This window comes from Marinomonas polaris DSM 16579 (assembly GCF_900129155.1).
Lineage (GTDB): Bacteria > Pseudomonadota > Gammaproteobacteria > Pseudomonadales > Marinomonadaceae > Marinomonas > Marinomonas polaris.
The window spans coordinates 16,303-39,599 of record NZ_FQVF01000008.1; the positions used below are offsets into that span (position 1 = coordinate 16,303).

At 42.5% G+C, this 23,297-nt stretch carries 20 protein-coding genes; 9 read left to right on the forward strand and 11 right to left on the reverse strand.

Translation table 11 applies throughout. The annotated features are described in order from the left end of the window. Window positions 1–22: 22 nt before the first annotated feature. Together BUA59_RS09595 and BUA59_RS09600 are read right to left on the reverse strand one after the other, a co-directional pair. Window positions 23–1,018, reverse strand: coding sequence for a response regulator (locus BUA59_RS09595; protein ID WP_072839499.1), 996 nt, complete (start codon window positions 1,016–1,018; stop codon window positions 23–25). Continuing rightward, entirely contained in the window at window positions 1,015–4,380 is a 3,366-nt protein-coding gene (locus BUA59_RS09600) for an MHYT domain-containing protein (protein WP_072839500.1), read from the reverse strand. Before BUA59_RS09600 ends, BUA59_RS09595 begins: the two co-directional genes overlap by 4 nt. A 245-nt stretch (window positions 4,381–4,625) precedes the next feature. Here BUA59_RS09600 and xylB point away from each other — a divergent pair, with 245 nt between their 5' ends. Next, window positions 4,626–6,116, forward strand: a complete 1,491-nt coding sequence (xylB, locus tag BUA59_RS09605) for a xylulokinase (protein ID WP_072839501.1) — start codon at window positions 4,626–4,628, stop codon at window positions 6,114–6,116. Window positions 6,117–6,198: 82 nt separating this feature from the next. Here xylB and BUA59_RS09610 read toward each other — a convergent pair whose 3' ends face one another. The 6 genes from BUA59_RS09610 to BUA59_RS09635 all read right to left on the reverse strand — a co-directional run bounded on the left by BUA59_RS09610 (window position 6,199) and on the right by BUA59_RS09635 (window position 12,940). Beyond that, complete coding sequence (locus tag BUA59_RS09610; RefSeq protein WP_072839502.1) at window positions 6,199–7,095, reverse strand: AraC family transcriptional regulator; 897 nt, start codon at window positions 7,093–7,095, stop codon at window positions 6,199–6,201. A gap of 173 nt (window positions 7,096–7,268) precedes the next feature. Further along, window positions 7,269–8,699 carry a mannitol dehydrogenase family protein gene (locus BUA59_RS09615; protein WP_072839503.1) on the reverse strand — a complete coding sequence of 477 codons (1,431 nt, stop codon included), beginning with the start codon at window positions 8,697–8,699 and terminating at the stop codon, window positions 7,269–7,271. Between the two features lies 1 nt (window position 8,700). After that, window positions 8,701–9,795 carry an ABC transporter ATP-binding protein gene (locus BUA59_RS09620; protein ID WP_072839504.1) on the reverse strand — a complete coding sequence of 365 codons (1,095 nt, stop codon included), beginning with the start codon at window positions 9,793–9,795 and terminating at the stop codon, window positions 8,701–8,703. Between the two features lie 18 nt (window positions 9,796–9,813). Then, window positions 9,814–10,644, reverse strand: a complete 831-nt coding sequence (locus BUA59_RS09625; protein WP_012068809.1) for a carbohydrate ABC transporter permease — start codon at window positions 10,642–10,644, stop codon at window positions 9,814–9,816. Window positions 10,645–10,654: 10 nt separating this feature from the next. Further along, on the reverse strand, window positions 10,655–11,515 hold the full coding sequence (locus BUA59_RS09630) for a carbohydrate ABC transporter permease (protein ID WP_072839505.1): 861 nt from the start codon (window positions 11,513–11,515) through the stop codon (window positions 10,655–10,657). A 105-nt stretch (window positions 11,516–11,620) separates the two neighbouring features. After that, the gene (locus tag BUA59_RS09635) at window positions 11,621–12,940 is read right to left on the reverse strand and encodes an ABC transporter substrate-binding protein (protein ID WP_072839506.1); all 1,320 of its coding nucleotides are present in this window, start codon (window positions 12,938–12,940) and stop codon (window positions 11,621–11,623) included. 323 nt (window positions 12,941–13,263) lie between these two features. Between BUA59_RS09635 and BUA59_RS09640 the strand changes: the two genes are divergently transcribed. Together BUA59_RS09640 and BUA59_RS09645 are read left to right on the forward strand one after the other, a co-directional pair. Further along, the gene (locus BUA59_RS09640) at window positions 13,264–13,539 is read left to right on the forward strand and encodes an FAD assembly factor SdhE (RefSeq protein WP_072839689.1); all 276 of its coding nucleotides are present in this window, start codon (window positions 13,264–13,266) and stop codon (window positions 13,537–13,539) included. Between the two features lie 40 nt (window positions 13,540–13,579). After that, the gene (locus BUA59_RS09645) at window positions 13,580–13,969 is read left to right on the forward strand and encodes a hypothetical protein (protein WP_100636945.1); all 390 of its coding nucleotides are present in this window, start codon (window positions 13,580–13,582) and stop codon (window positions 13,967–13,969) included. 40 nt (window positions 13,970–14,009) lie between these two features. On the opposite strand, the gene nadB is transcribed toward BUA59_RS09645, so the two are convergent. Continuing rightward, window positions 14,010–15,605, reverse strand: a complete 1,596-nt coding sequence (nadB, locus tag BUA59_RS09650) for an L-aspartate oxidase (RefSeq protein ID WP_072839508.1) — start codon at window positions 15,603–15,605, stop codon at window positions 14,010–14,012. Window positions 15,606–15,838: 233 nt separating this feature from the next. Here nadB and rpoE point away from each other — a divergent pair, with 233 nt between their 5' ends. The 6 genes from rpoE to BUA59_RS09680 all read left to right on the forward strand — a co-directional run bounded on the left by rpoE (window position 15,839) and on the right by BUA59_RS09680 (window position 20,640). Beyond that, complete coding sequence (gene rpoE, locus BUA59_RS09655; protein ID WP_048813931.1) at window positions 15,839–16,426, forward strand: RNA polymerase sigma factor RpoE; 588 nt, start codon at window positions 15,839–15,841, stop codon at window positions 16,424–16,426. Window positions 16,427–16,428: 2 nt separating this feature from the next. Beyond that, the gene (locus BUA59_RS09660; RefSeq protein ID WP_072839509.1) at window positions 16,429–17,112 is read left to right on the forward strand and encodes a sigma-E factor negative regulatory protein; all 684 of its coding nucleotides are present in this window, start codon (window positions 16,429–16,431) and stop codon (window positions 17,110–17,112) included. Between the two features lie 3 nt (window positions 17,113–17,115). After that, the gene (locus BUA59_RS09665) at window positions 17,116–18,081 is read left to right on the forward strand and encodes a MucB/RseB C-terminal domain-containing protein (protein WP_072839510.1); all 966 of its coding nucleotides are present in this window, start codon (window positions 17,116–17,118) and stop codon (window positions 18,079–18,081) included. Then, window positions 18,081–18,548, forward strand: a complete 468-nt coding sequence (locus BUA59_RS09670; RefSeq protein WP_072839511.1) for a SoxR reducing system RseC family protein — start codon at window positions 18,081–18,083, stop codon at window positions 18,546–18,548. The genes BUA59_RS09665 and BUA59_RS09670 overlap by 1 nt, the downstream gene beginning before the upstream one ends. Before the next feature lie 61 nt (window positions 18,549–18,609). After that, complete coding sequence (locus tag BUA59_RS09675) at window positions 18,610–20,019, forward strand: DegQ family serine endoprotease (RefSeq protein WP_072839512.1); 1,410 nt, start codon at window positions 18,610–18,612, stop codon at window positions 20,017–20,019. A 204-nt stretch (window positions 20,020–20,223) separates the two neighbouring features. Then, complete coding sequence (locus tag BUA59_RS09680; protein WP_245813129.1) at window positions 20,224–20,640, forward strand: chemotaxis protein CheW; 417 nt, start codon at window positions 20,224–20,226, stop codon at window positions 20,638–20,640. A gap of 73 nt (window positions 20,641–20,713) precedes the next feature. Here the strand turns inward: BUA59_RS09680 and argA are convergent, their stop codons facing one another. Both argA and argE read right to left on the reverse strand, forming a co-directional pair. Then, a complete protein-coding gene (gene argA / locus BUA59_RS09685; protein ID WP_072839514.1) occupies window positions 20,714–22,036 on the reverse strand; it encodes an amino-acid N-acetyltransferase in 1,323 nt (440 codons plus the stop codon). Next, window positions 22,026–23,201: an acetylornithine deacetylase gene (gene argE / locus BUA59_RS09690; RefSeq protein ID WP_072839515.1), complete on the reverse strand. Its 1,176-nt coding sequence runs from the start codon at window positions 23,199–23,201 to the stop codon at window positions 22,026–22,028. Before argE ends, argA begins: the two co-directional genes overlap by 11 nt. Between the last annotated feature and the right edge of the window lie 96 nt (window positions 23,202–23,297).

Genomic DNA, 23,297 nt, shown 5'->3' on the forward strand with positions numbered 1-23,297 from the left:
ATGATTTTTTATACAGCAAAAGTTATTCAGCAAATTGTTTTTGTATCTCAAGTAGTTTGGGTAACTCTTGTTGGAGTAATGGAATTAGCGTTGGATCAAAGTGTTTTCCGCTTTGCTCAGTGATGTAATTCATTGCTTCTTCAGTAGACCATGCTTTTTTATAAGGTCGCGCGCTGGTCAGTGCATCGAATACATCAACTAAAGCAACAATACGGCCTTCAATGGGGATATTGTCCCCTGATAAGCCGTTTGGATAGCCTGTACCGTCCCATTTTTCATGGTGAGTCATGGCAACAGAGTGGGCTAGTTTAATAAGGTAGGAACTTGGGTTAGAAAGAATTTCACCGCCGATTTGAGCATGTGTCTTCATGACTTCATACTCTTCTTCTGTAAGCTTGCCAGGTTTTAGCAGTATGTTGTCCGCTATGCCTATTTTTCCTATGTCGTGCATAGGAGCTGCCATCATTAAATCATCCGCTGATTCTTCACAAAAACCGTATGCTGAAGCAATGACTTTTGCATATCGGCTCATCCGTTGTACGTGCATGCCTGTTTCGTTGTCTTTGTATTCGGCAGCTCGCCCAAGCCTTTGGATCAAATCTATATGCGTGTTTAACAGCTCATCCGCTCTAATTAAAGACAGATGTGTTTTGACTCGAGCTAAGACAATAGCAGGTACGATGGGCTTGACGATATAATCAACGGCACCAATTTCAAAGCCTTTTGCTTCATCGATACTGTCTTTCAATGCTGTTACAAAAATCACCGGAATATGAGCGGTTGCGGGGTTTTGCTTTAGGCGTTCGCAGACTTCTAAGCCCGTCATATCTGGCATCATGATGTCGAGTAGTATGAGGTCGACAGGCTCTTTTTCTACCAATTTTAATGCGTCTTGTCCTGATCGAGCAAAAGATAAACGGTATCGAGCAGCTTGTAATACTTGTCTTAAAACTCGTAAGTTTGATGGCTCGTCATCAACCAATAGGATGCGAGGTGCGGGTTTACTTCCGATTCTCATTTGGTCGGCTCCTGTATCATCAATGCTTTTAGGTTGGTAAGACTGATTATAGCGCTATCGAATTCAAAGTTTGATATAGCCTTACTTGCTGCAATGGCTTGTGTTTTCATGTATTGAGGGACGTTGCTAATAAGTAAAGCAATGTTGTCATCATCTACTTCGCCAGAGTCTGCTGACAGAATAAGCGCTTCGAGAAGTGCTATTAATTGTGTTGTAGAAAGCTCATTCTGAGTGTCTGTTTCTGTCATCTCGGAGTGAAGTCTGTATTTTTCTATTAACCAATGTAGCTCTTCAAAAAAGTGAGCCAATAAAGAAGCTAAACAGTGCACGTTTTTTGAGAATTGATCATGGTCTTTTGTTTGTGCAGCACGCTCTATATTCGCCATGCAATTAGATATATTTAACAATGCAAGATTACCTGAAGAGCCTTTTATCGCATGCGCTAAAGCGTAAGCCTCTTGGTATTCTTGGTGGTCTATATGGATTGTTAGTCTATTGACTAAATTTGCGTTAGTTTCTGCAAACCTAGATAGCTCTGTGATGTAAACAGGCAGGTCGTTCCACAGTGATAGACCTTTATCCATGTGGATTTGTAGATTTTTACGATTAATTTTTTCGTGATCAAAATTTTCCTGATCAATCAATGTAGGAGTCTCATTTAAGACTCTCGCTATTTCAGTTATTAAAGCCTGAATATCAATGGGTTTATTGGCAAAGCCATCCATCCCCGCTTGTTGGGCATCTAATTTATCTTCGATTAGCACATTGGCTGTTAAAGCAATGATTGGAGTGCGGGCTAGCTGATTTTCTTTTTCATAGCTGCGGATAATTTGAGTTGCAGTTAAGCCATCCATCTTTGGCATCTGAATGTCCATTAGAATGATGTCAGGCTTGATCATTTTAAATTGTTCTACAGCATCAATACCGTCTTTTGCAAAAAATATGGCATGACCATGTCGTTTAAGCAAAATAGTTAGCAGCGTTAGGTTTTGTTCAACATCATCGGCCAGCAGTATTCTTTTTGGCGTGATAATAGACAGTTGAGATGTTTTGGCATCCGATGGCGCTTCAGTCTCAGTGAGAGGTAAGTCAAAGTAAAAACAACTTCCAACACCTATTTCGCTCGTTACATGAATTTGCCCTCCCATGAGGGTTACTAATTGTTTAGATATGCTAGTACCTAAACCTGTGCCGCCAAAACGACGACTCATGGAAGCATCAGCTTGTGTAAATGGATCAAAAATGTGAGTTAAACGTTCTTCTGGTATACCTATCCCTGTGTCTGTAACTGAAAAGCGTATCTTACTATCTTGTAGTTTCGATATATTTAAAGTCACGTGACCTTTTTCAGTGAACTTGATCGCATTGCCTAAAATATTCATTAGCACTTGGCGGATACGATCTTCGGCACCCAAATATGCCTCGGCAACCTCTAGCTCCACATGAAAATTGAGCTCTAGTCCTTTATTTCTGGCTTGTAGCCACAGAGTTGAAATAACTGTATCTACTGAGTTGGCAAGTACAAAAGGTTGTATGTCTAATTCGAGTTTGTTTTTTTCTAATTTAGCACTATCGAGTATATCGTTAAGAAGGTGCAACAGAGAGCGAGCAGATTTACTAATGATTGATAAATGCTTTTTGTTTTCGCCTGAGATTTCTGATTCTAATAAAATATCAGAGAAACCAATAATAGCGTTCATTGGCGTGCGGATCTCATGGCTCATGTTAGCTAAAAAAGAAGCCTTACTTTCTACGGAAGCTTCAGCTTTTGCTTTGGCTTGACGAAGCTCGTCTTCCATTTCAACACGTTGTGAAATATCCAATATAACACCATCAATCCATTCAGGTTTACCGTGTTTGTTTAAAATAACCGAACCGTTCTCTAAAACCCAAACATAATGACCATCCTTGTGTCTTAAGCGATATTCTAGCTTATAGCTTTTACGCGTGTTCGTTGCCTCATTTATGGTGGATGCAACGTTTTTCTCATCATCAGGATGAACAAGTTTGGCAAAGGAAATTGCTCTACTATAAAACTCAGATGTACTCCATCCAGTCACATCGTAGATAGCATCACTCACGAAGAGAGTTGTCCAATGTTCGTCCATTAAACAGCGAAAAGAGGCACCGGGAATATTTTTGATCAAAGAGCTGAATTGTTTCTCACTTTTTTGAATGGTTTCTTCCAGCGATTTTCGAGTTGATATATCTGTAATAAAACCAACAAATAATGTGCCGCTGTCAGGGATATCAACTCTTCCAACACCTAGTCTAATAGGGAAAACGTGTCCAGCTTTGTTGATAGCATGAATTTCTCTATCTGTGCCAGCTATGGTTACTTCACCGGTATCGCGAAATGCGGCTAAAGAACGATTGAATTCATCAGTGTATTTTTGAGGAAATAAGACTCCAAAGTGCTGATTTATTATGTCATCTTCTTGCCAACCAAAAATTTGCGTGGCTGCCTTATTAAACTCTTTAATGATGCCTGAACTGTCTATGGAGATGATGCCATCTACTGCTGTGTCTAAAGTTGTTTTTAGACGAACTTCACTGGCTGTTTTTTCCAGTAATAACTGACGATAACGTAATTGCGAAGCGATGTTTGCAGCTAGAATTGATAGTAATAAAGTGATGATTGCCACAACAAACGAAAGTTCATCGTTAGAACTGTCTTGTATGTGATGCATTCCAGCTTCGCCGGATGAAATGAACCTTGCTCCTGCCATACCAGCATAATGCATACCAGAAATAGCAGCTCCCATAATAAGCGCGCTGATACAGCTGACCCATTTAGTACTCAAATTAGCCCAAACTTTTCTGACATAGTAATGAGTTGATAAGGCAATAAAAGCGAGAGCAACGGCAATGACTAGTGATGCTAAGAACCACGCTGGGTCATATTTTAGTTCAACATCCATTTCCATCGCTGCCATGCCAATATAATGCATCGCGCCAATTCCACCACCGACAAGCACACCATTAACGAGAAGTTGCCAGATACTTAGGTCACTTCTAATTAATCGTTTCAGAGTGATGTAAGACGCTAAAATAGCGGGTATCAGAGAGAGGGCTGTTAACAATGGGTCATAAGAAATTCCATGTCCCATATTAAATGCCAGCATGCCGACAAAATGCATACTCCAAATACCGCCTGCCATGATGAAAGAACCAGAGACAAGCGCGATATTTTTGTATTTTTCAATAACAATGTGCTGCGCAATGGACGCGAAATGCAGCGCAAAAAAAGAAGCCACCGAGGCGAGTAATATAGAAAGAGCAACAAGTAGGTAGTTATAGTCACCCATTGTCAGATGAGCGTTATCCATATTGGTGACAAAAAAACTGTTTAGTGAATACATTAACTCTACTTCTTTCCTGAATTAGGTCACGGGTCGTGAGAAAACATTAAGGTTGTTTATTTTGCTATCCACGCGTCAAAAACTAACAATTTTTATTCTCTACTTGTACTAAAAAGGCTAATTTTCAGAATTGTATTGACACTTTTCTCTATTGTTTCGAGTATGAAAAGTAATGGTTAGAATGGTGTAGCATGCCATACAAAAAATAAAACAAAACACTACTTTTGATGAAGAAGAGTAACAAAATGTATTTAGGTCTTGATCTTGGAACCTCTGGTTTAAAAGGTGTCGTTATTGACGATAAAGGTAATGTTTTAGCGCAGGAGTCTGTGCCTTTAACCGTTGAGAGTCTTCATGCTACTTGGTCGGAACAAGACCCATTGTCATGGTGGCAAGCTTGTAAGGACGTTATTAATCAATTGCAGCAACGCTTAGATCTGAGCAAGTTGAAGGCGTTAGGGCTATCGGGGCAGATGCATGGTGCTACCTTGATTGATACGGAGGGTAATGTATTACGACCTTGTATTTTGTGGAATGATGGTCGTAGTCAAGCACAGTGTGAAGCCTTGATGGCGCAATTTCCTGACTTGATTGAACGTTCTGGCAACCTTTATATGCCGGGCTTTACGGCACCTAAAATACGTTGGGTACAAGAAAACGAGCCAGAGGTATTTGCTAAGTTGGCTCATGTATTACTGCCGAAAGACTATTTGGTTTATCGATTGACGGGCGTTATGTCATCGGATTGTTCTGATGCCGCCGGTACGCTTTGGTTAAACCCAGAAACGCGCCAATGGGATGATGCTTTATTGGCCGCAACCGGCTTGAGTCAAGCTAATATGCCAAAAGTTTACGAAGGCTGTGATGTTGTAGGTACTTTGTCTGAAGCGATTGCTCAAGAGTTAGGGCTTCCTCAATTGCCTGTCGTAGCTGGTGCGGGAGACAATGCCGCTGGAGCGGTGGGCATGGGCGTGACTAATCCCGGTCAAGGCTTTATTTCATTGGGCACTTCTGGTGTATATTTCACTGTGAGCGAGTCCCATAAAGCCAATCCACAAAATACCGTACATGCTTTTTGTCATGCCTTGCCTAATCGCTGGCACCAAATGGGCGTTACTCTTAGCGCAGCGAACTCATTAGCTTGGTTTGCCAAGCTGGTGGATAAGTCCGTTGCAGAATTACTGGACGCGCTTGAAGACAGTGATATCGAGCGAACTAATGTGTTGTTTTTGCCTTATTTGAGTGGTGAGCGAACACCACATAATGATCCGCTAGCCAATGGACAATTTATTGGTTTAACGAATACAGTTAATGTTGAAGCTATGACGTTGGCGATATTGGAGGGTGTGGCGTTCTCTTTATTGGATTGTCAAAATGCCTTGGACAGTGCGGGAAGTGCGGTTGATGAGCTGTCACTCATTGGTGGCGGGGCTCGTTCTGCTCTGTGGCGTCAGATCATTTCCAACGTATTGAATAAGCGTTTGATTTATCGTGATGGCGGTGATGTTGGACCTGGTTTGGGCGCAGCACGATTAGCCTTGTTAGGCGAGCAGCAAAGCCAAGGCAAAAACATCGAATCGCTGATTGCTGAATATTGCACCATGCCGTATGTTTTAGAGGTTCATGAGCCAGTGGCCACTTTTGGGTCTTACTATCAAGATAAGTACGCCTTGTACCAATCACTTTATCAATCAACAAAAGACCTAAATGAAAAGCTGATGCGGCTGTCGTCTTAATAACGACAGTTGTTTTGATAAAAAGCACCACGAAGATAATATCTAAGCGGTGCTTTTTTATGATCCCAAGACGCGAGTCGTATTATGAAACGGGCGCAATGCCTTCAATATGAATATTACTTTGAGTCCTGAAATCTCTTGGTGTAACGCCTTTCAGCTCATGAAACCGGCGATTAAAGTTAGCGACATTGTTAAAGCCAACTTGAAAGCAAATTGTGGCGATTTGTTGGTCTGTTTCGGTTAACAAGCTACAAGCACGGCTGACTCGAACACGATTCACAAATTCAATAAAGCGGTTGCCTGTCGCCTTTTTAAAGAAACGCGAAAAGTGGCTGTCTGACATACCAATCAAATTCGCTACACTGGAAAGTGTAATGTCATTGCTGTAGTTCTGTGACACATAATCAACCACTGTGTTGATTTTTCGTTGTAATGTTTCACTGGATTTTAAATCGATTTGCACGGTTGAAAGTAAGCGGTAACTTCGGCTCTGCGCCAGTTTTTGTAAGAGAGGAAGCGCGAGAATTAACCTTGATAAGCCGCTGGAGTCGCGAACTTTTTGGAATACGTCTTTTAGGTAGTCATTGTCTTGTTCAAAAAACTCAATGCCCGATTTTGCTCTGGCTAACATAGGTAGAATTTCGGCTAACTCAGGGATGATTTTCATCCCATTCGAGAATGACTCATGGTCAAAGCGAATGACCATGTCTCTTAGTTGAACGTCTTCTTGGTTGTGTTGGCAGATCCAGTTATGAGGGAGTCGAGGGCCGGTTAAAATAAGTTGGCCTGGTGAGTAATTGCCAATGTAATCGCCTACAAAGACTTTGCCTGATGTGGCAACGATAAAATGCAGCTCGTAATCATCATGGGCGTGCCAGCGAATAAGGTCACACGGATAGCCGTGTTCTAAATAGCGAATAGTTTCGTTATCTTCGACAATTTCGTATTCGGGCGTGATGCGTTTGGCGGTATTAGACATAATCTTCTCGCTCAGCAGCTTTATAGTTAGACGTAAGACTTTAATTCTATATCAACGACAATTCACTGCTTATTTTCTTATTTTAATAAAATACATTTAAGAATCTAAGGCAAAAAATTGTCGTTATTCGCCTTAGATTCTTGAATTAGACACTCTCATTAGGTGAGAACTACCTAAGCATACTTTGTCATACTTATCTGAATTGCTTCAGTGAGTTGCGTAACAAAGTCTGGGAACTCTGTTGGAACATTACCCCATAAAAAGCGATCTTTTACAAAAGCCTGAATACCAGCCTTGTCATTGCTGAAAGCGACAAGAGAAGCCTTATTTGGCTCATGATAAGGCGTGCTGAGCTTGCCTTCATTCGATAGCTGAATAAAGGTGAACCAGCTGGCGATGCCTTGGATAGTTTTAACCGGAGTTCGACCTTTGCGATAAGCGCCTTCCAGCGTCGGGAAAACAAATATAGGGAATTTAGCGTAGCCATCGGTGCAGATACGTTCCACTGTATCGCCAATATTTGCGTTGCTAAAACGCTGCGCAATAATATCGAAATAAGCTGGTAGATCGACCACAGAGTCCCCAATAGCAGGAATCGAATCTTGCAGAATGAAGTCAGAAAAATACTGCTTTAATTCGTCATCGCGCATGGCTTCATCAAAGTAGGTGAGGCCTTTTAAAGCTGCTTGATACGTTACACAGGTATGGCCTGCGTTTAAAATACGAATTTTAGCTTCTTCAAAAGGCACGACGTCTTTTACAAATTGCACACCAACGAGATCAAGAGCGGGTTTTTTACCGGCAAACTTGTCTTCTACGACCCACTGAATGAAGTCTTCGCCCATCACTGTCATGTTATCATCAACACCGAAGCGTGAACGAACGTCATCAACATGTTGTTGGCTTGGCTTAGGAGTGATTCGATCCACCATAGAGCAAGGGAAAGACACATTTTCTTCTATCCATTCCGACAGCGCCGAGTCTTGCTTAGCATCTAAAAACTGCATTAGGCCAGTTTCGAGTAGTTCACCGTTATGACGAAGGTTATCGCAGCATAATAGGGTCATTTTCGCCTTAGATGTTTCGCTACGCAGTTTAAGTCCAGCATACAAAAAAGCATAAAGCGTATTACGAGCGCCTTCTATATCTGCTTTAATCGCTGGGTGTTCCAGCATCAGACGACGATTTTCATCAAGGTAGTAACCGCCTTCAGTCACCGTTGATGTGACGAGCTGAGTCTTAGCATCGGCAAGTGCCGCGTCAACTTTATCAGGCGCTTGTGCACCGTCAATTTGCTGAACAATAGAACGAATATGTTCGTACTTTGTCTCGCCATCAGCCGCCATTGTTTTTAAAACATACTCACCTTCTTGCTTAATAAAGCGAGCAAAAGATTGACTGTCTTGTGGGCGAATATTAACGCCAATAATGCCCCAGTTTTGTTGTGTGTCATTAGCTAATAGTCGGTCGATGTACACGGCTTGGTGAGCACGATGAAATGCACCAACACCCAAATGAACGATACCTGCTTGAACCGCTTCTTTTGAATAATTCTGAACAGAAAGCTGTTCTACATTTGAAGCGGCTTGTAAATAATTAGCCATATTAAGCCTCCTCTGGAATAACAGAGATGACACGGTCATTTTCGTTAAACAAAATGATTTCCGAAATATCAATTTTGAGACTAACTTCTTGTCCGTCTTTTAGCTCAGTTCGAGCTGGAGCTTTGATGATAATGGTTTGATCGCTAGACAATTGCAGGTGTGCGTAAGCTTCGGAACCTAGATGTTCGACCAACTCAATGCGGCCAGATAAATCTCCACCTTCTTCGACTAACGTCATATGTTCCGGACGAATGCCGACAACAACCGAATCTGGTAGCGGGCCTTTTAAACGATTTGCAGGGAAAAGGATTTGCTGTCCAAGTAGTTCGATCGCTAGATTGTCTTCATGACGTACTATTTTATTTGCTGCGATTAAGTTCATTTTTGGCGTACCAATGAACTCAGCAACAAAGCGGCTATTTGGCTGGCGGTAAAGTTCAAGCGGTGTACCAACTTGTTCTATTTGGCCTGCATTTAAAATAACCACGCGATCAGCCAAAGTCATGGCTTCAACCTGATCGTGGGTTACATAAATCATTGTCGTGCCAAGCTTTTTATGAAGACGAGCTAATTCCAAACGCATTTGTACACGAAGCGCGGCGTCTAGGTTGGATAGCGGCTCATCGAACAAGAAGACTTTCGGTTGACGCACAATGGCGCGACCAATGGCAACACGCTGGCGTTGACCACCAGACAGTTCTTTTGGTTTACGTTCTAATAAGGCGTCAAGTTGTAAAGACGCCGAAACTGAACGTACTTTTTCTTTGATTTCAGCATCAGATACTTTCGCAAGACGAAGGGCGAAGGAAAGGTTATCGGCCACCGTCATGTGTGGATACAAAGCATAAGACTGGAACACCATAGCAAGGTCGCGTTTTGACGACGCCACTTCGGTAATGTCTCTGCCGTCTAGTTCTATGCTTCCGCCAGTGCTGGATTCTAAGCCTGCAATAGTCCGTAGTAATGTGGATTTACCACAGCCAGATGGCCCAACGAATACGACGAATTCACCTTCAGTAATACTTAGATTAATGCCGCGCAATGCGTGGTAGCTGTCGTAATGTTTTTGTAGATCTGTGATCGCTAAGTAAGTCATAAAGAAACTTCCTAATAATTATTTTACGGCGCCGAAAGTTAAGCCTTGGACCAATTGTTTTTGACAGAACCAACCGAAAATAACGATTGGTGCGCAAGCAAGTGTGGATGCAGCGGACAATTTCGCCCAAAACAGACCCTCAGGGCTGGAGTAAGAGGCAATCATCGCGGTTAACGGCGCGGCATCAGATGCTGTTAGGTTGAGAGACCAAAAAGCCTCGTTCCAACAAAGTACGATAGATAAAAGAGCCGTAGACGAAATGGCACCAACAGAAAGTGGCAGCACAACTTTTACCACTTCATCCCAAGGGGTAGCTCCGTCCATTCTCGCGGCTTCGAGGATTTCTTTTGGCAAATCTTTGAAGTAGGAAAACAGCATCCACACGATAATAGGCAAATTCATCAGAGTGAAAATGATCACCAGAGCCGTTTTAGAATCCAACAATCCATAGTCTCGGCACAGGATATAAATAGGAACTAATACACCTACAGCTGGCAGCATTTTTGTAGAGAGCATCCAGAGCAAAATGTCTTTCGTACGCTTTCCAGGGAAAAACGCCATGGAGTAGGCCGCAGGAATGGCAATCACCAGAGCGATAATGGTGGAACCAAATGACGTGACAACTGAGTTCCATGCGTGATGGATGTAGTCACTGCGTTCTTGAACGATTCTGAAGTTATCGAGCGTTGGTTCAAAGAACAGAGACGGTGGTACAGATATCGCCTGTAGTTCGGTCTTGAACGAGGTGATAAACATCCAAAAAATCGGGAAAAATAACACCAAAGCTACCGTCCATGCGAACAGTCCTGTAAGAATGGTTTTGAGTTTGCGTTGTTGATTAAGAGTCATCGTATTCACCTCACACCGTTAAGTTTTTGCCAACGGCACGAATTAAGAAAAAGGCCACGATATTGGCAAGCAACACGGCAAACAAACCACCAGCAGAAGCCACACCAACGTCATATTGCAGAAGCGCTTGGTTATATATCAGATAGGCCAAGTTAGTACTGTCGTAACCTGGGCCACCGCCTGTGGAAACAAAGATTTCAGCAAAAACCGCTAATAGGAAGATGGTTTCTATCATCACAACCACGGCTATTGGACGGGCAAGATGAGGAATGGTTAGGTAACGGAATATGTGTAAGCCCGTTGCACCATCCATTTGAGCCGCTTCTTTCTGCTCTGTGTCTTGGGATTGCAGCGCGGTAACAAATACTAAAATAGCGAAGGGTAACCATTGCCAACTGACCATGATAATGATTGAGACTAACGGGTAACTTGATAGCCAATCTATGGGTTCAAAACCTAGCGATTCTGATATCCATGCGAAAATGCCATAAACAGGGTTCATCATCATGTTTTTCCAAATCAATGCATTGACGGTTGGCATGATAAAGAAAGGCGAAATTAATAAGACACGAACAATGCCTTGGCCGAAAAACGGCTTATCAATCAAAGCGGATAGCATCACACCTAAAACCACAGTGATGATCAAGACGGAAAGTAGCAGAATTAAGGTGTTCGATACCGCAGGAATAAAACCTGGGTCGGTAATAAAGAATTCAAAATTCATCAACCCAACGAAGTTATTCTGACCTGGGTACAATAAGTTGTAGCGAATGGTGGAAAAATAAATGGTCATGGATAACGGGATGATCATCCAAACCAAAAGCATGATGACTGATGGTGCCATTAATAAGCGAGTGATTGAGCGCTTCATGTTGAGTTTCTCTTATTATAAGCAGGGAAATCTGTTCTTAAGTAGAACGAATCAAAAGTAAGAAATAGGGCTAAGCCCTATTTCTTTGTCGAGCTTAATGAATGGTTAGTAATAACCCGCTTGACGCATTTGACGATCTGCAGAAGTGTTTGCAGATTTCAAAGCTTGATCGACTGTCATAGAGCCAGACAATGCGCCTGAGATCATTTGCCCAGTAGTCGTACCAATTGCTTGGAACTCAGGGATAGCAGCAAACTGAACACCTACATAAGGAGACGGTTTTAGCGTACTGTCAGTTGGATCAGCTGAATTGATGGCTTTTAATTCCGCATCAGCAAATACTGCCGCTTTTTGGAATTCTGGGTTAGCATAAGTGCTGGCTCTTGTACCTGTTGGTACCGCAGCCCAGCCATTTTTTTCGCCAACCAATTGGATGTATTCTTTAGACGTCGCCCAACGAACGAATTTTTGCGCAGCGTCGGCGTTTTTAGTCGCAGCTGGGATACCAAGAGCCCATGACCAAAGCCAGTTCGCGCCTTTTTCTGTTACAGCATAAGGAGATTGAGCGAAGCCCACTTTGTCAGCGACTTTACTTTGTTTAGGATCGGTTACGAAAGATGCCGCGATAGTTGCGTCAATCCACATGCCGCATTTCCCTTCATTGAATAACGCTAGGTTTTCGTTGAAACTGTTGCTGCTTGCGCCTGGAGGTCCGTATTTATTTAGCAGGTCAACATAGAAGTTAACGGCGTTTTTCCATTCCGCTGTTTCTAGTTGAGGTTTCCAGTTTTCATCAAACCAACGAGCGCCGAAAGAGTTCGCCATGGCGGTCATGAATGCCATGTTGTCACCCCAGCCAGCTTTGCCACGTAAGCAAATACCATAAATGCCTTTTTCGGGATTATTTACAGCTGCTGCTACATCACGAATATGTTCCCAGCTGTCACGATCATTTATTTCCATGCCAGCGGCTTTCACAAGATCTTTGCGATACATGACCATGGAGCTTTCACCGTAGAATGGTGCTGCATACATGGTACCTTTATAAGACAAACCACCGCGAATAGATGGCAGGATGTCTTTTGCATCATAGCTTCCGCTGGTGTCGACTGCTTGTAGCCAGCCGCGCTCACCCCAGATAGGCGCTTCGTACATGCCAATAGTCATGACGTCATAAAGACCACTTTTGTTGGCGATGTCTTGTGTAACGTTTTGACGTAAAACACCTTCTTCTAAAGTTACCCATTTAACTTTGATGCCTGGGTTGGCTTTTTCAAATTCAGGTGTGAGCTTTTGCATTTCGATCATGTGGCCATTGTTTACAGTAGCCACTGTGATTTGAGTTGCAGAGAAGGCGCTAGCAGCTGTCATGGCTGCTGTGATAGATACCGCATAAGTTAGGGTATTTTTGGTAAGGCGTTTCATAGGTTTCCCCCAGTTTGGAGTTTCTTTGTTTTTATAGTCGTACCTAATTCTCGATAATTGCTCATCAAGTGATCATTAATATAGGCCATGTGATAATTGACCTGTTAATACATAAATCGCCAATAAATGTACTATTTTGTTTCATTTTTAAGTTATTGATAAAAATCGAGTCAATTTAATACTCTTTTGACGTCCTTTAATTGGCGCTATCTCTATGTCTAATAAGGTTTTACGTGATAAATATCAGTTAATGATGTCAAGGCGTTTTCGTTTTTTTTGTATAAATGGCTATAATGGCGGCATTCTATTTCAAGGGTAATGACATGACTGAAACCACAGATTCGATTAGTTTTAAACGCCTTAAAATGCAGTGTCGTCGCGGCATGTTGGAACTTGATGTTCTACTAGAGCCTTTTTTAGCAGATGTGTATTTGACGCTTGAAGAGGAAGACAAACAGCGCTTCGTTAATTTGCTTACCTGTGAAGATCAAGATCTTTTTCCATGGTTTATGCAAAGCTCTGTGCCGGAAGATCCGGATCATATGCGTATTGTTAATATAATTTTGTCTCGTGTTCAGCCTGAAAACTACCGAGCTTAAGTGCTCATGGATTGGCATAGGGCTTTGGCTATTTGTGGTCGTGGCTTATGTTGCTCTGTTGCAGATTTATTGGATGCCTGCCTTTTGGCGGGCATTGCTTTATCTGAGTATTGGCTTAGGTGGATTGGTGCTACTCATTCGTATGTTTCGCCAACCTTCACGACAGATAAGTATCGATGAGCAAGGCGCTTTTCTATTTGATCGAGGATGTTATGAAAGGCTGCTTTTCATCCGCGCCAATGGGGTTCAGCTTATCGCTAAAGTGGATCAAGGGCAGACTTTTTTGGATAGAAATTGGTCCAAATATCGAGTGATATATCGAGATAGTGTGCCGGGGAATCAGTACAAAATACTGCGTTCATATGCAGCACAGCAAATTTTGCTGCACCGCAGTGAAGAGGCTAAAAAACGTTTTTCTTCAAAAGCTTAGCTCTAAAAATTTATATGTTCTAAAAATTTAAAAACACAGCTTAGTCTGTGTTTTTTGGTGTCAGTATTGTCGGGGTGCTGGTGGTTAGCTTATTTGGATAATCTAACGTGAAGTGCAAACCGCGGCTTTCTTTTCGAGACATCGCTGAACGTATAATTAGATCGGCGACGACAGCTAGATTTCGTAGTTCGAGCAAATCATTAGAGATCTTGTAGTTAGCATAAAACTCTTGGATTTCTGACAACAATAAATCAACCCGATGTTTGGCTCTTAGGAGACGTTTATCCGTTCTTACTATGCCGACATAATCCCACATAAAGCGTCGTAACTCTTGCCAGTTGTGGGTAATTACTACGTCTTCGTCAGAGTTTGTAACCTTACTTTCATCCCAGTCTGGAATCGCTACATCATTGGTTTGTAAATGGTTTTCAGAAATGTGATGGGCGGCAGAGCGGGCAAACACAATGCATTCCAATAAAGAATTACTCGCAAGACGATTTGCCCCATGAAGTCCGGTATAAGCCGTTTCACCAATGGCATATAGGTTATCAATATCGGTTGCGCTGTGGCGATTAACAACTACGCCGCCACAGGTATAGTGCGCCGCTGGGACGACAGGGATTGGGCCTTTCGTCATGTCATGGCCGTACTCTAAACAGCGTTTATAAATTGTTGGGAAGTGCTCTTTAATGAACTCTGGATCTTTGTGGGAAATATCCAGCAAGACATGATGAATACCAAGGCGTTTCATCTCGTGGTCGATTGCACGAGCAACAATATCTCGAGGTGCTAATTCTTCTCTCTTATCAAATTTCGCCATGAAAGCAGTGCCATCAGGCAATAAGAGTTTACCGCCTTCGCCACGAACTGCTTCAGAGATCAAAAAGGTTTTGGCTTTGGCGTCGTAAAGACAAGTAGGGTGAAATTGATTGAATTCCATATTTGCGACTCGACAACCTGCCCGCCACGCCATGGCAATACCATCGCCAGAAGCGGTATCTGGATTGCTGGTATAAAGGTAAACCTTGCTGCTGCCGCCGCATGCTAATGATATAAAGCGGCCATGAAATACTTCAATGACATCATCGTCTAGATTTAAAGCATAAACACCAACCGCTCGGTTTGCTCCTGCGATGCCAAGTTTTTTAGTGGTGACAACATCAATTGCCACACGATCAGGGAAAAAATCGATGTTGGGGTGATTGCTTGCGTTCTTAATGAGCGTTTTGGAAATCGCTAACCCTGTCGCATCGGCGCTATGAATAATGCGTCTGTGGCTATGACCGCCTTCTTTTGTTAGATGGTATTCCTCGCTTTCCCCATAACGGGTGAAAGGAACGCCTTGATCGATTAGCCAATCAATACTTTCTTTAGAATGTTCAACAGTAAAGCGAATGGCTTCCGGATCACCAAGTTCGACCCCTGCGTCTATGGTGTCGTTAATGTGGGAATCAATTGTGTCTTTATCCGATAATACAGCAGCGACACCTCCCTGAGCATATAAAGTGGATCCTTCACGGATATCTGCTTTTGTCAAAATTGCCACGCGATGGTTGTCGGCCAGCTCAAGAGCAAGCGTTAGCCCCGCGGCTCCCGCGCCAATAATGACGATGTCGTGTTTATAATGTCGGCTCATGTTATTGATCTGATTATGGCTAAAAAATTAATGTTACTATTGTTGCCAACAAATAGTGAACACTTTCTGAGATCGCATTTTGAATATTCATCATACTTCATTATTTAGAGTGAGCTGTAATTCCTCTAAATAGACGATTTGATAATGCAAGATGGGAACTCGCTGGGTTGAATGTTGTCTTCTCTTGTAATGAGCAAGGGCGCAGACGAATAAGGTTTTTATATGAGGTGCCTATGCAGCACGAAACGTCTTCTGATCAGGCGTTAGTTGAGAAAGTACAGCAGGGTGACAAGCGGGCGTTTGATCTGCTTGTTATCAAATATCAATATAAGGTCATTGGTTTAATTGGACGTTATGTACAAGATAGAAGTGAAGTACTGGATGTAGCTCAAGATAGCTTTATTAAGGCGTATCGTGCGATAGGGAGTTTTCGTGGGGAAAGTGCTTTTTACACTTGGTTGTATCGTATTGCAGTAAATACAGCGAAAAATTATCTAGTGAGTCGTTCTCGTCGTCCTCCAGAATCAGATGTTGAGCTGGATAATGAAGAGGTATTCAGTGTGTATGAATCCTTAGCGGATATAGACACGCCTGAAGCAAAGTTAAACAGTGATCGTCTTGAAAAAGCGATTCATTATGCAATCCAACATTTGCCGGAAGAATTGCGTAGCGCATTAACATTACGTGAATTCGATGGCCTGAGTTACGAAGATATTTCATTGATCATGGACTGCCCTGTTGGAACAGTTCGATCACGTATTTTTCGCGCTAGAGAGGCGGTAGAAAAACACATACGTCCATTGATGGATACAGGAGAGTAAATATGACAGCTTTAAACGGCAGTTTCCCAAAAAATGATTGCTCCCGAGAAAATGACAGTACTCGAGAAAACGATAGCTTCAACGAAAACGACAGTTCCCAAGTTATGCTTTCTAGCTTGTCGGCTATGTTTGATGGTGAAGCAACAGAACAAGATCTAGAGCATTTAATAGATGGAGACAGTGCAGAGTTAAGTCGTCATCTAGAGGCTTATCATCTAATCCAGCAGGCGCTTCATAAAGATTCATCCGTTGCAGTTGGGCTTGAGGATAGCTTGATGTTGCGAATCCGTGCAGGAATTGATGTCGATGCTTCATTTCCAGAAGAGCAAAGCGCAAACAACTTACTGCCTTTTGTTTTACCAAGTGAAAATAAGGCTGCCCGTCCAGTGTGGCGCGTAGCCTTATCTAGCGTTGCAGTTGCTGCGAGTGTTGCGTTTGTGGTGATCTTTGGTGGTAATGAGCTATTAACACCCGATACCACTGCACCTAATTTAGTAGCGGAGGTTCGCTCTTCATCAACCAATATGGCTGTAACTCCATTGGCTGAATTGGATAAAGATGCTTTGCAGATAGATAACGTTAGATTGCAGCATTATCTTCGACAACACGCTGAGCAAGCGGCAATGACGGTTGGGCAGGGAATGATACCTATGGCTCGAGTCGTTAGTTATCCCGTAAAAGAGTAATTTATGAGATTATTTTCGCCATTACATATTTTTTTCACACTACTATGCCTTACTATTTCAGGTATAAGCGTAGCAAGTAACACGACGCCTGATGCATTGCATTTATTGAGAAGCATGACGCAGTCATTTTCTACACTGAGTTATGACGGTGTGTTTGTGCACTCTGAAGCGATGAATATGAATAGCATGCGTGTTCGTCATGATTTGATGGGCGGAGTGGAATATGAAAGTTTGGTGGATTTAGACGGCGATAAGATTGAAGTCTTGCGTATTGATGACAAAATCATTTCTGTCTATCCAAATGCACTTGTTGCGAATATGCGCGCTCCATTAGTACCGCCTTTTAAGCGTTTTAAAGATGTAGAAAGTGATCGACTTATTAAAGGCTACGATATGATCGTCGGTGACCATACGAGTCGAATTGCGGGCCGTAAAGTTATTTCCGTAAAGCTTGCTCCAAAGGATCAATATCGATATGGGCATCAATTTTGGTTAGACGAAGAAAACCACTTTCTTTTAAAACATGACATGATGAAAACCGATGGTAAGTTATTGGAACGGATTCAATTTGCCTCTGTTAATTTTGCTCCAGACTTGAAAGATAAAGATTTTGTCCCCAAAGAAGGTAGTTACGCTGAACCCGTAGTTGAAACTCAGCCAAGACGAGTAAAAAACCTTTGGCAATTCGACTGGTTACCGGAAGGTTTTTCTCTGGTTTGGCCTGAAGCAAGATCTTTAAATCACGGTACCAGTATGTTGCTGTTATCTGATGGAATGGCGACTGTGTCTATTTTTGTTGAGCCGACGATGAAGCCTAAAGCAATGTCCATTTTAAATATGGGCGCGACCATCGCTGGTGAACGTAGTATTAAAGTAAAAGATCAATTGTATTTGTTGACCATGGTTGGCGAAGTTCCAGAACCTACCATTGAAAAACTGATGACCGTATTTATGCCAAGGCAAGAGTAATGATAGAAGAGACCGGAAGAGTATTGTCGATAGAAGAGGGTTTTGCTGACGTAGAAACAATACGTACGAGCAGCTGTACTTCTTGTCGTGCTCGTCATGGTTGTGGGCATCATGCTATTGCTCAAGTGTCTTCCTCGAATAGAATGCGTATGCGAGCCATAGATCCTTTGTCAGTAGAAATCGGACAGAGTGTTGTCGTCGGAATTCCTGAAGATACGCTATTGCAGGCGTCTGTTTGGATGTATCTGATACCATTGTTTGGTCTGGTTGGCGGAGCTGTTATACCGTCCTTGTGGGGCGGCGAATCGGGCATCGCGGTTATTTTCTCTATTATGGGCTTTGCTGGTGGTTTGCTATTGGCAAGAAACAAGTCAAAACAAGAAATGAACAATCTTGATTACTATCCGAAAATTTTAAGAATTGAATCGCTTAACGATGATCACATTCCTTTGGTTGTGACTTCGTAAACGTCTAAATCTCTTCACCTGGCACTGTAATGAATTTGGTACGTCTTAAGGAGACCAATCAATGAACAGATTGCTTAAACAAGTTAGCATGGTTGTCGTTAGTAGTTTTATGATGGCTTCGATACTTACTCATGCGGCTTCACTCCCTGACTTTACGGAGTTAGTGGAAAAAGCCTCTCCCGCTGTTGTGAATATCAGTACGGAACAAACTGTTACCACAAAAACGGCTAACGAAGGTGGTCAGCAATTAGGGCCCAATAGCGAAGAACTCAATGAGTTCTTTAAACACTTCTTTGGTCAGCAGCCTTTCGGTCAACAAGCACCGCCACAGCAGGGACAGCGTAGTTCATTGGGATCTGGTTTTATTGTTTCCCATGATGGTTATGTATTGACCAATAATCACGTTATTGATGGCGCGGATGTTATTCATGTACGCCTTAATGATAGACGTGAGTATGTCGCAAAATTGGTTGGCACGGATCCTAGAACCGATTTAGCTCTACTTAAAATCGAAGCTGATGACTTACCTATCGTTAAAATGGGTGATTCAGACAAGCTTAAGCCGGGTCAGTGGGTATTAGCGATTGGTTCTCCATTCGGCTTTGACTACACGGTGACCGCAGGTATCGTCAGTGCAACAGGACGAAGCTTACCATCTGATAACTATGTACCATTTATCCAAACGGACGTAGCGATCAACCCAGGTAACTCTGGTGGTCCTTTGTTCAACCTAGACGGTGAAGTAGTTGGTATTAACTCACAAATTTACACTCGTTCTGGTGGTTTTATGGGAGTGTCGTTTGCGATTCCTTCAAAAGTTGCCATGTCGGTTGTGGATCAACTGAAGAGCGATGGTAAAGTATCTCGCGCTTGGTTAGGTGTGTTGATTCAGGATGTAAACAATGAGTTGGCTGAGTCATTTGGCTTAGATAGATCAAATGGTGCATTGATAAGCCGTGTATTACCTGATTCTCCAGCGGAAAAAGCGGGCTTAAAATCAGGTGATATCATCTTGAAATTCAATGGTGAGTCCATTGCACATTCTGGTGAGCTGCCTTACATTGTTGGTCAAATGAAAGCCGGTGAAAAAGTCGATGCGAAAGTGTATCGAGATGGTAAAGAGCAAACCATCTCTGTGATGCTAGAAGCACGACCAAATGATCCTAAAGTAGTCGCTCAATCACAACAGGATCAAAACCGTCTTGGCATGATTGTAGGAGAAGTACCTGCAGACATGGCGAAGAACTTTGATATTGACAATGGTGTTGTCATCGAGCAAGTACTTGGTGGTACAGCGGCCCGTAATGGTTTGCAGCAAGGTGATGTGATCACCATGTTAAATGGCAAGCGTATTACCAGTGTTGCGGAGTTTGGTGAAATTGCCAAAGATATTCCAAGTGGGCGTTCTGTGCCAATGCGAGTCATTAGACAGGGTTACCCAATGTTTATTCCATTCAAAATAATGGATTGATCATTAGGAATTGAAAAAGACGAAATTAGAAAAAGCGACTGAATGGTCGCTTTTTTTTGCTTTAAACTTGAAGTTAAAGATTAGACATGTAACTATTTTTTTCTTTAAACATCACGTTTATATTATTTTTTTCTTTAAACATCACGTTTATATTATTTTTTTATTTAGACAGAAAATTATTTTAAGGAGCGGGTTTTGGAGCAAGTGGTCGAGAAGGGGATTTGCTTTCGTTTAGGAAGTGAGCGTTATGTTCATCCTATTTCAACTGTCAAAGAAGTACTTAGTTACCAGTCTCCGGCTCCTGTGCCAGGTGCTCGTGAAGGTGTTGAGGGTATGATTGATGTGCGCGGTAATATGGTAACGGTATTGTACGGTACGCATTTGTTGAATTTAGATCCAGCTGAGTGCGAAGAGGAAGGTCATATTATTGTTTTGGATTTACCTACTGGCTATTTTGGAATTCGAGTAGAAGCCGTGGAACGAGTTATGGACCTGCCTGAAAATAATGATACCCATGGACTGGAGTATCGAGATCATGACTGTATTCAAGGAACCATCCAGCATGATAATGAGCTTTATATCTTGGTAGAGTTCAATGATTATTGTTCTGGGTTAGATTAATCTTGTTTTTGATTTGCGAGCCAATGAAAAAGTATCATTGACTCGCTAATTTGAGCTGCTCTTTAAATGGTTATTACAGCTGCTTTGAGAAGATTTTGGAGTTACGTTGATAGTTGTACAGTGCTTGTTTTTGCGTTGGTAAACTTGCCAATGTCGTTTCGCTAAACCCTCGTTCAATAAACCAATGAGCGGTTCGTGTGGTTAATAAGAAGAGCATAGTTAGGTTTTGACGCTTAGCAGCTTGTTCTATGCCTTTTAGTAAGCGTTCACCACGGTTAGAGCCCCTATAATCTGGCGAGACAGCCAAACACGCCAATTCACCGGAGTACTCTTGCTCAAACGGATAAAGTGCCGCGCAGGCGACAATAGCACCATCACGTTCTATGACAATAAAGCGATCTATCTCGTTCTCTAGAAGTTCGCGAGATCGTCTTACTAAAACACCTTTTTCTTCCAGCGGAGCTAATAATGCCATCATGCCACCAACATCATCAATGTGGGCTGGTCGCAATTGCTCATAGCTGTCTTCATTTATCATGGTACCCGAACCTTCACGAGTGAAGAGTTCTTGTAGTAGACCACCATTTTCATTGTAAGAAATGATATGTGCTCTCGGCACACCCTGACGCACGGCTTGGACACAAGCGTCTAATGCCGCGTGAGTAATGGTAGATAGTGTTTTCTCTTTGAGAATAGCTTCGGCGTCTTTGGTTAATAACTCAGAATAGAGTTCACCATTACTTGTGAAGACGCCCTCTTCTTCCGAGAAAATAACCAGTTTGTCGGCTTTAAGCTGTATTGCTGCTTGAATGGCAACGTCTTCGCTTTTTAGGTTGAATACTTCACCTGTTGGTGAAAAGCCAAGATGAGGTAAAAGCACCATGTTGTCATCTTCAAGCAACCGAAAAATTGCTTCGGTATCGATTCGGCGAACTTCACCTGTGTGACCATAATCGATGCCATCTACTACACCTAAAGGTCTGGCGATAACATAATTCCCGCTACATACTTTTAGTCTAGCGCCATCCATTGGGGTATTTGATAGTCCCATAGATAGCTGTGCTTCAAGTTGGACTCGCACCGCCGCAGACGCCTGGATAATGTCAAGTAGCTGGTCTTGTGGTGTGACACGATAATCGTCTTCAACACGGCTGGTTAAATGTCTATTGGTTAACACTCGACTAATTTGTGGGCGAGCACCTTGGACTAAGACAAGACGAATTCCTAATGAGTCCAGCAAGGCAAGGTCGTGAATAATGCTTGAAAAGTGAGCGCACTCTACAGCCTCACCTGGAATCAATATGACAAAGGTTTTTCCCCTATGGGCATTAATATAGGGGGAAGAATGGCGGAACCAGTCCACATAATTGAATTCTTCTGTCACGCTATTCCTCATTTTTTTGCTCGTTTAATTTAAGGCAAAAACGCTCGATTAGACCGCGAATTACCTCTTGCATAGGTTGAATTTGATCTAGCGCCATAAATTCATTTGGTTGATGGGCTTGATCTATAGAGCCAGGCCCTAAAATTAAGGTTTCCATACCCATTTGATTCAGGAAAGAACCTTCTGTTGCAAATGCTACAGTACTCGCTTGGCGATTAGTTAAGGTTTCACAGGCTTTTATGATATCCGATTCGACTGGCGTATAAAAAGACGGAACATCAGGAAATAAACTATTTAGTTGTATTATTGTGCCAGTTTTTTCTTCGATACGCGGCAATATCTGAGCAATTTCCGCCATTAATGCTTGGTTGCTCATACCTGGTAGTGCTCGTAAATCAAACTCCAGCTCACAGCGTCCGCAAATACGGTTTGGGTTGTCTCCGCCATGAATGCAGCCAAAGTTCATCGTTGGGTAGTCAATGACAAAGCTGGCATCGCGATAGTTTGCTTTAAGTTGCTGACGAAATGCCATTAATTCTGACATTACATCGTGCATGGCATCCAGTGCATTGTTTCCCAGCGAGGGATTAGAAGAATGCCCTGATTGGCCAGTGACTTGGATACGTTCCATCATAATGCCTTTGTGAGCATAAATGGGCGTTAATGATGTGGGTTCACCAATCAAAGCGTATCGTGCCTTTAACGAACCTCGTTCAACCAAGGCTCTTGCACCAGACATTGAGCTTTCTTCATCAGCGGTCGCCAGAATGATAAGCGGCTGTTTTAAGTTAGATAGCTGCATTTGTCGAATGGTATCGAGCACAATGGCGAAGAAGCCTTTCATATCACAGCTGCCAAGGCCGTAAAGTTTTTGCTCTCTTTCTTCCAATTTAAATGGGTCTGATTTCCAACGGCCTTTATCGTAAGGAACCGTATCAGTGTGACCTGAAAGCACTAAACCACCATCACCAGTTCCGAGTGTCGCAATCAGATTGAACTTATTAGGTTGGTCTGGCAATGGCATGACTTCGCACTGAAAGCTTTGGGAACTAAGCCAGCTTTCAAGCAATTGAATCACACCTTTATTTGACTGATCCCAATGGGCTTGACTACAACTGATAGAGGGCGAGGCAATAAGTTGAGACATCATACTGATAAGAGAGGGAAGTGCGGGCATAAAGGATATTCCTTGAATCCGAGTTATTTTCGAATATTACTACTGTAAGCTAGGCATCTGGTACACTTGCTCGCACATTATTTTTTCTTTGTTGTT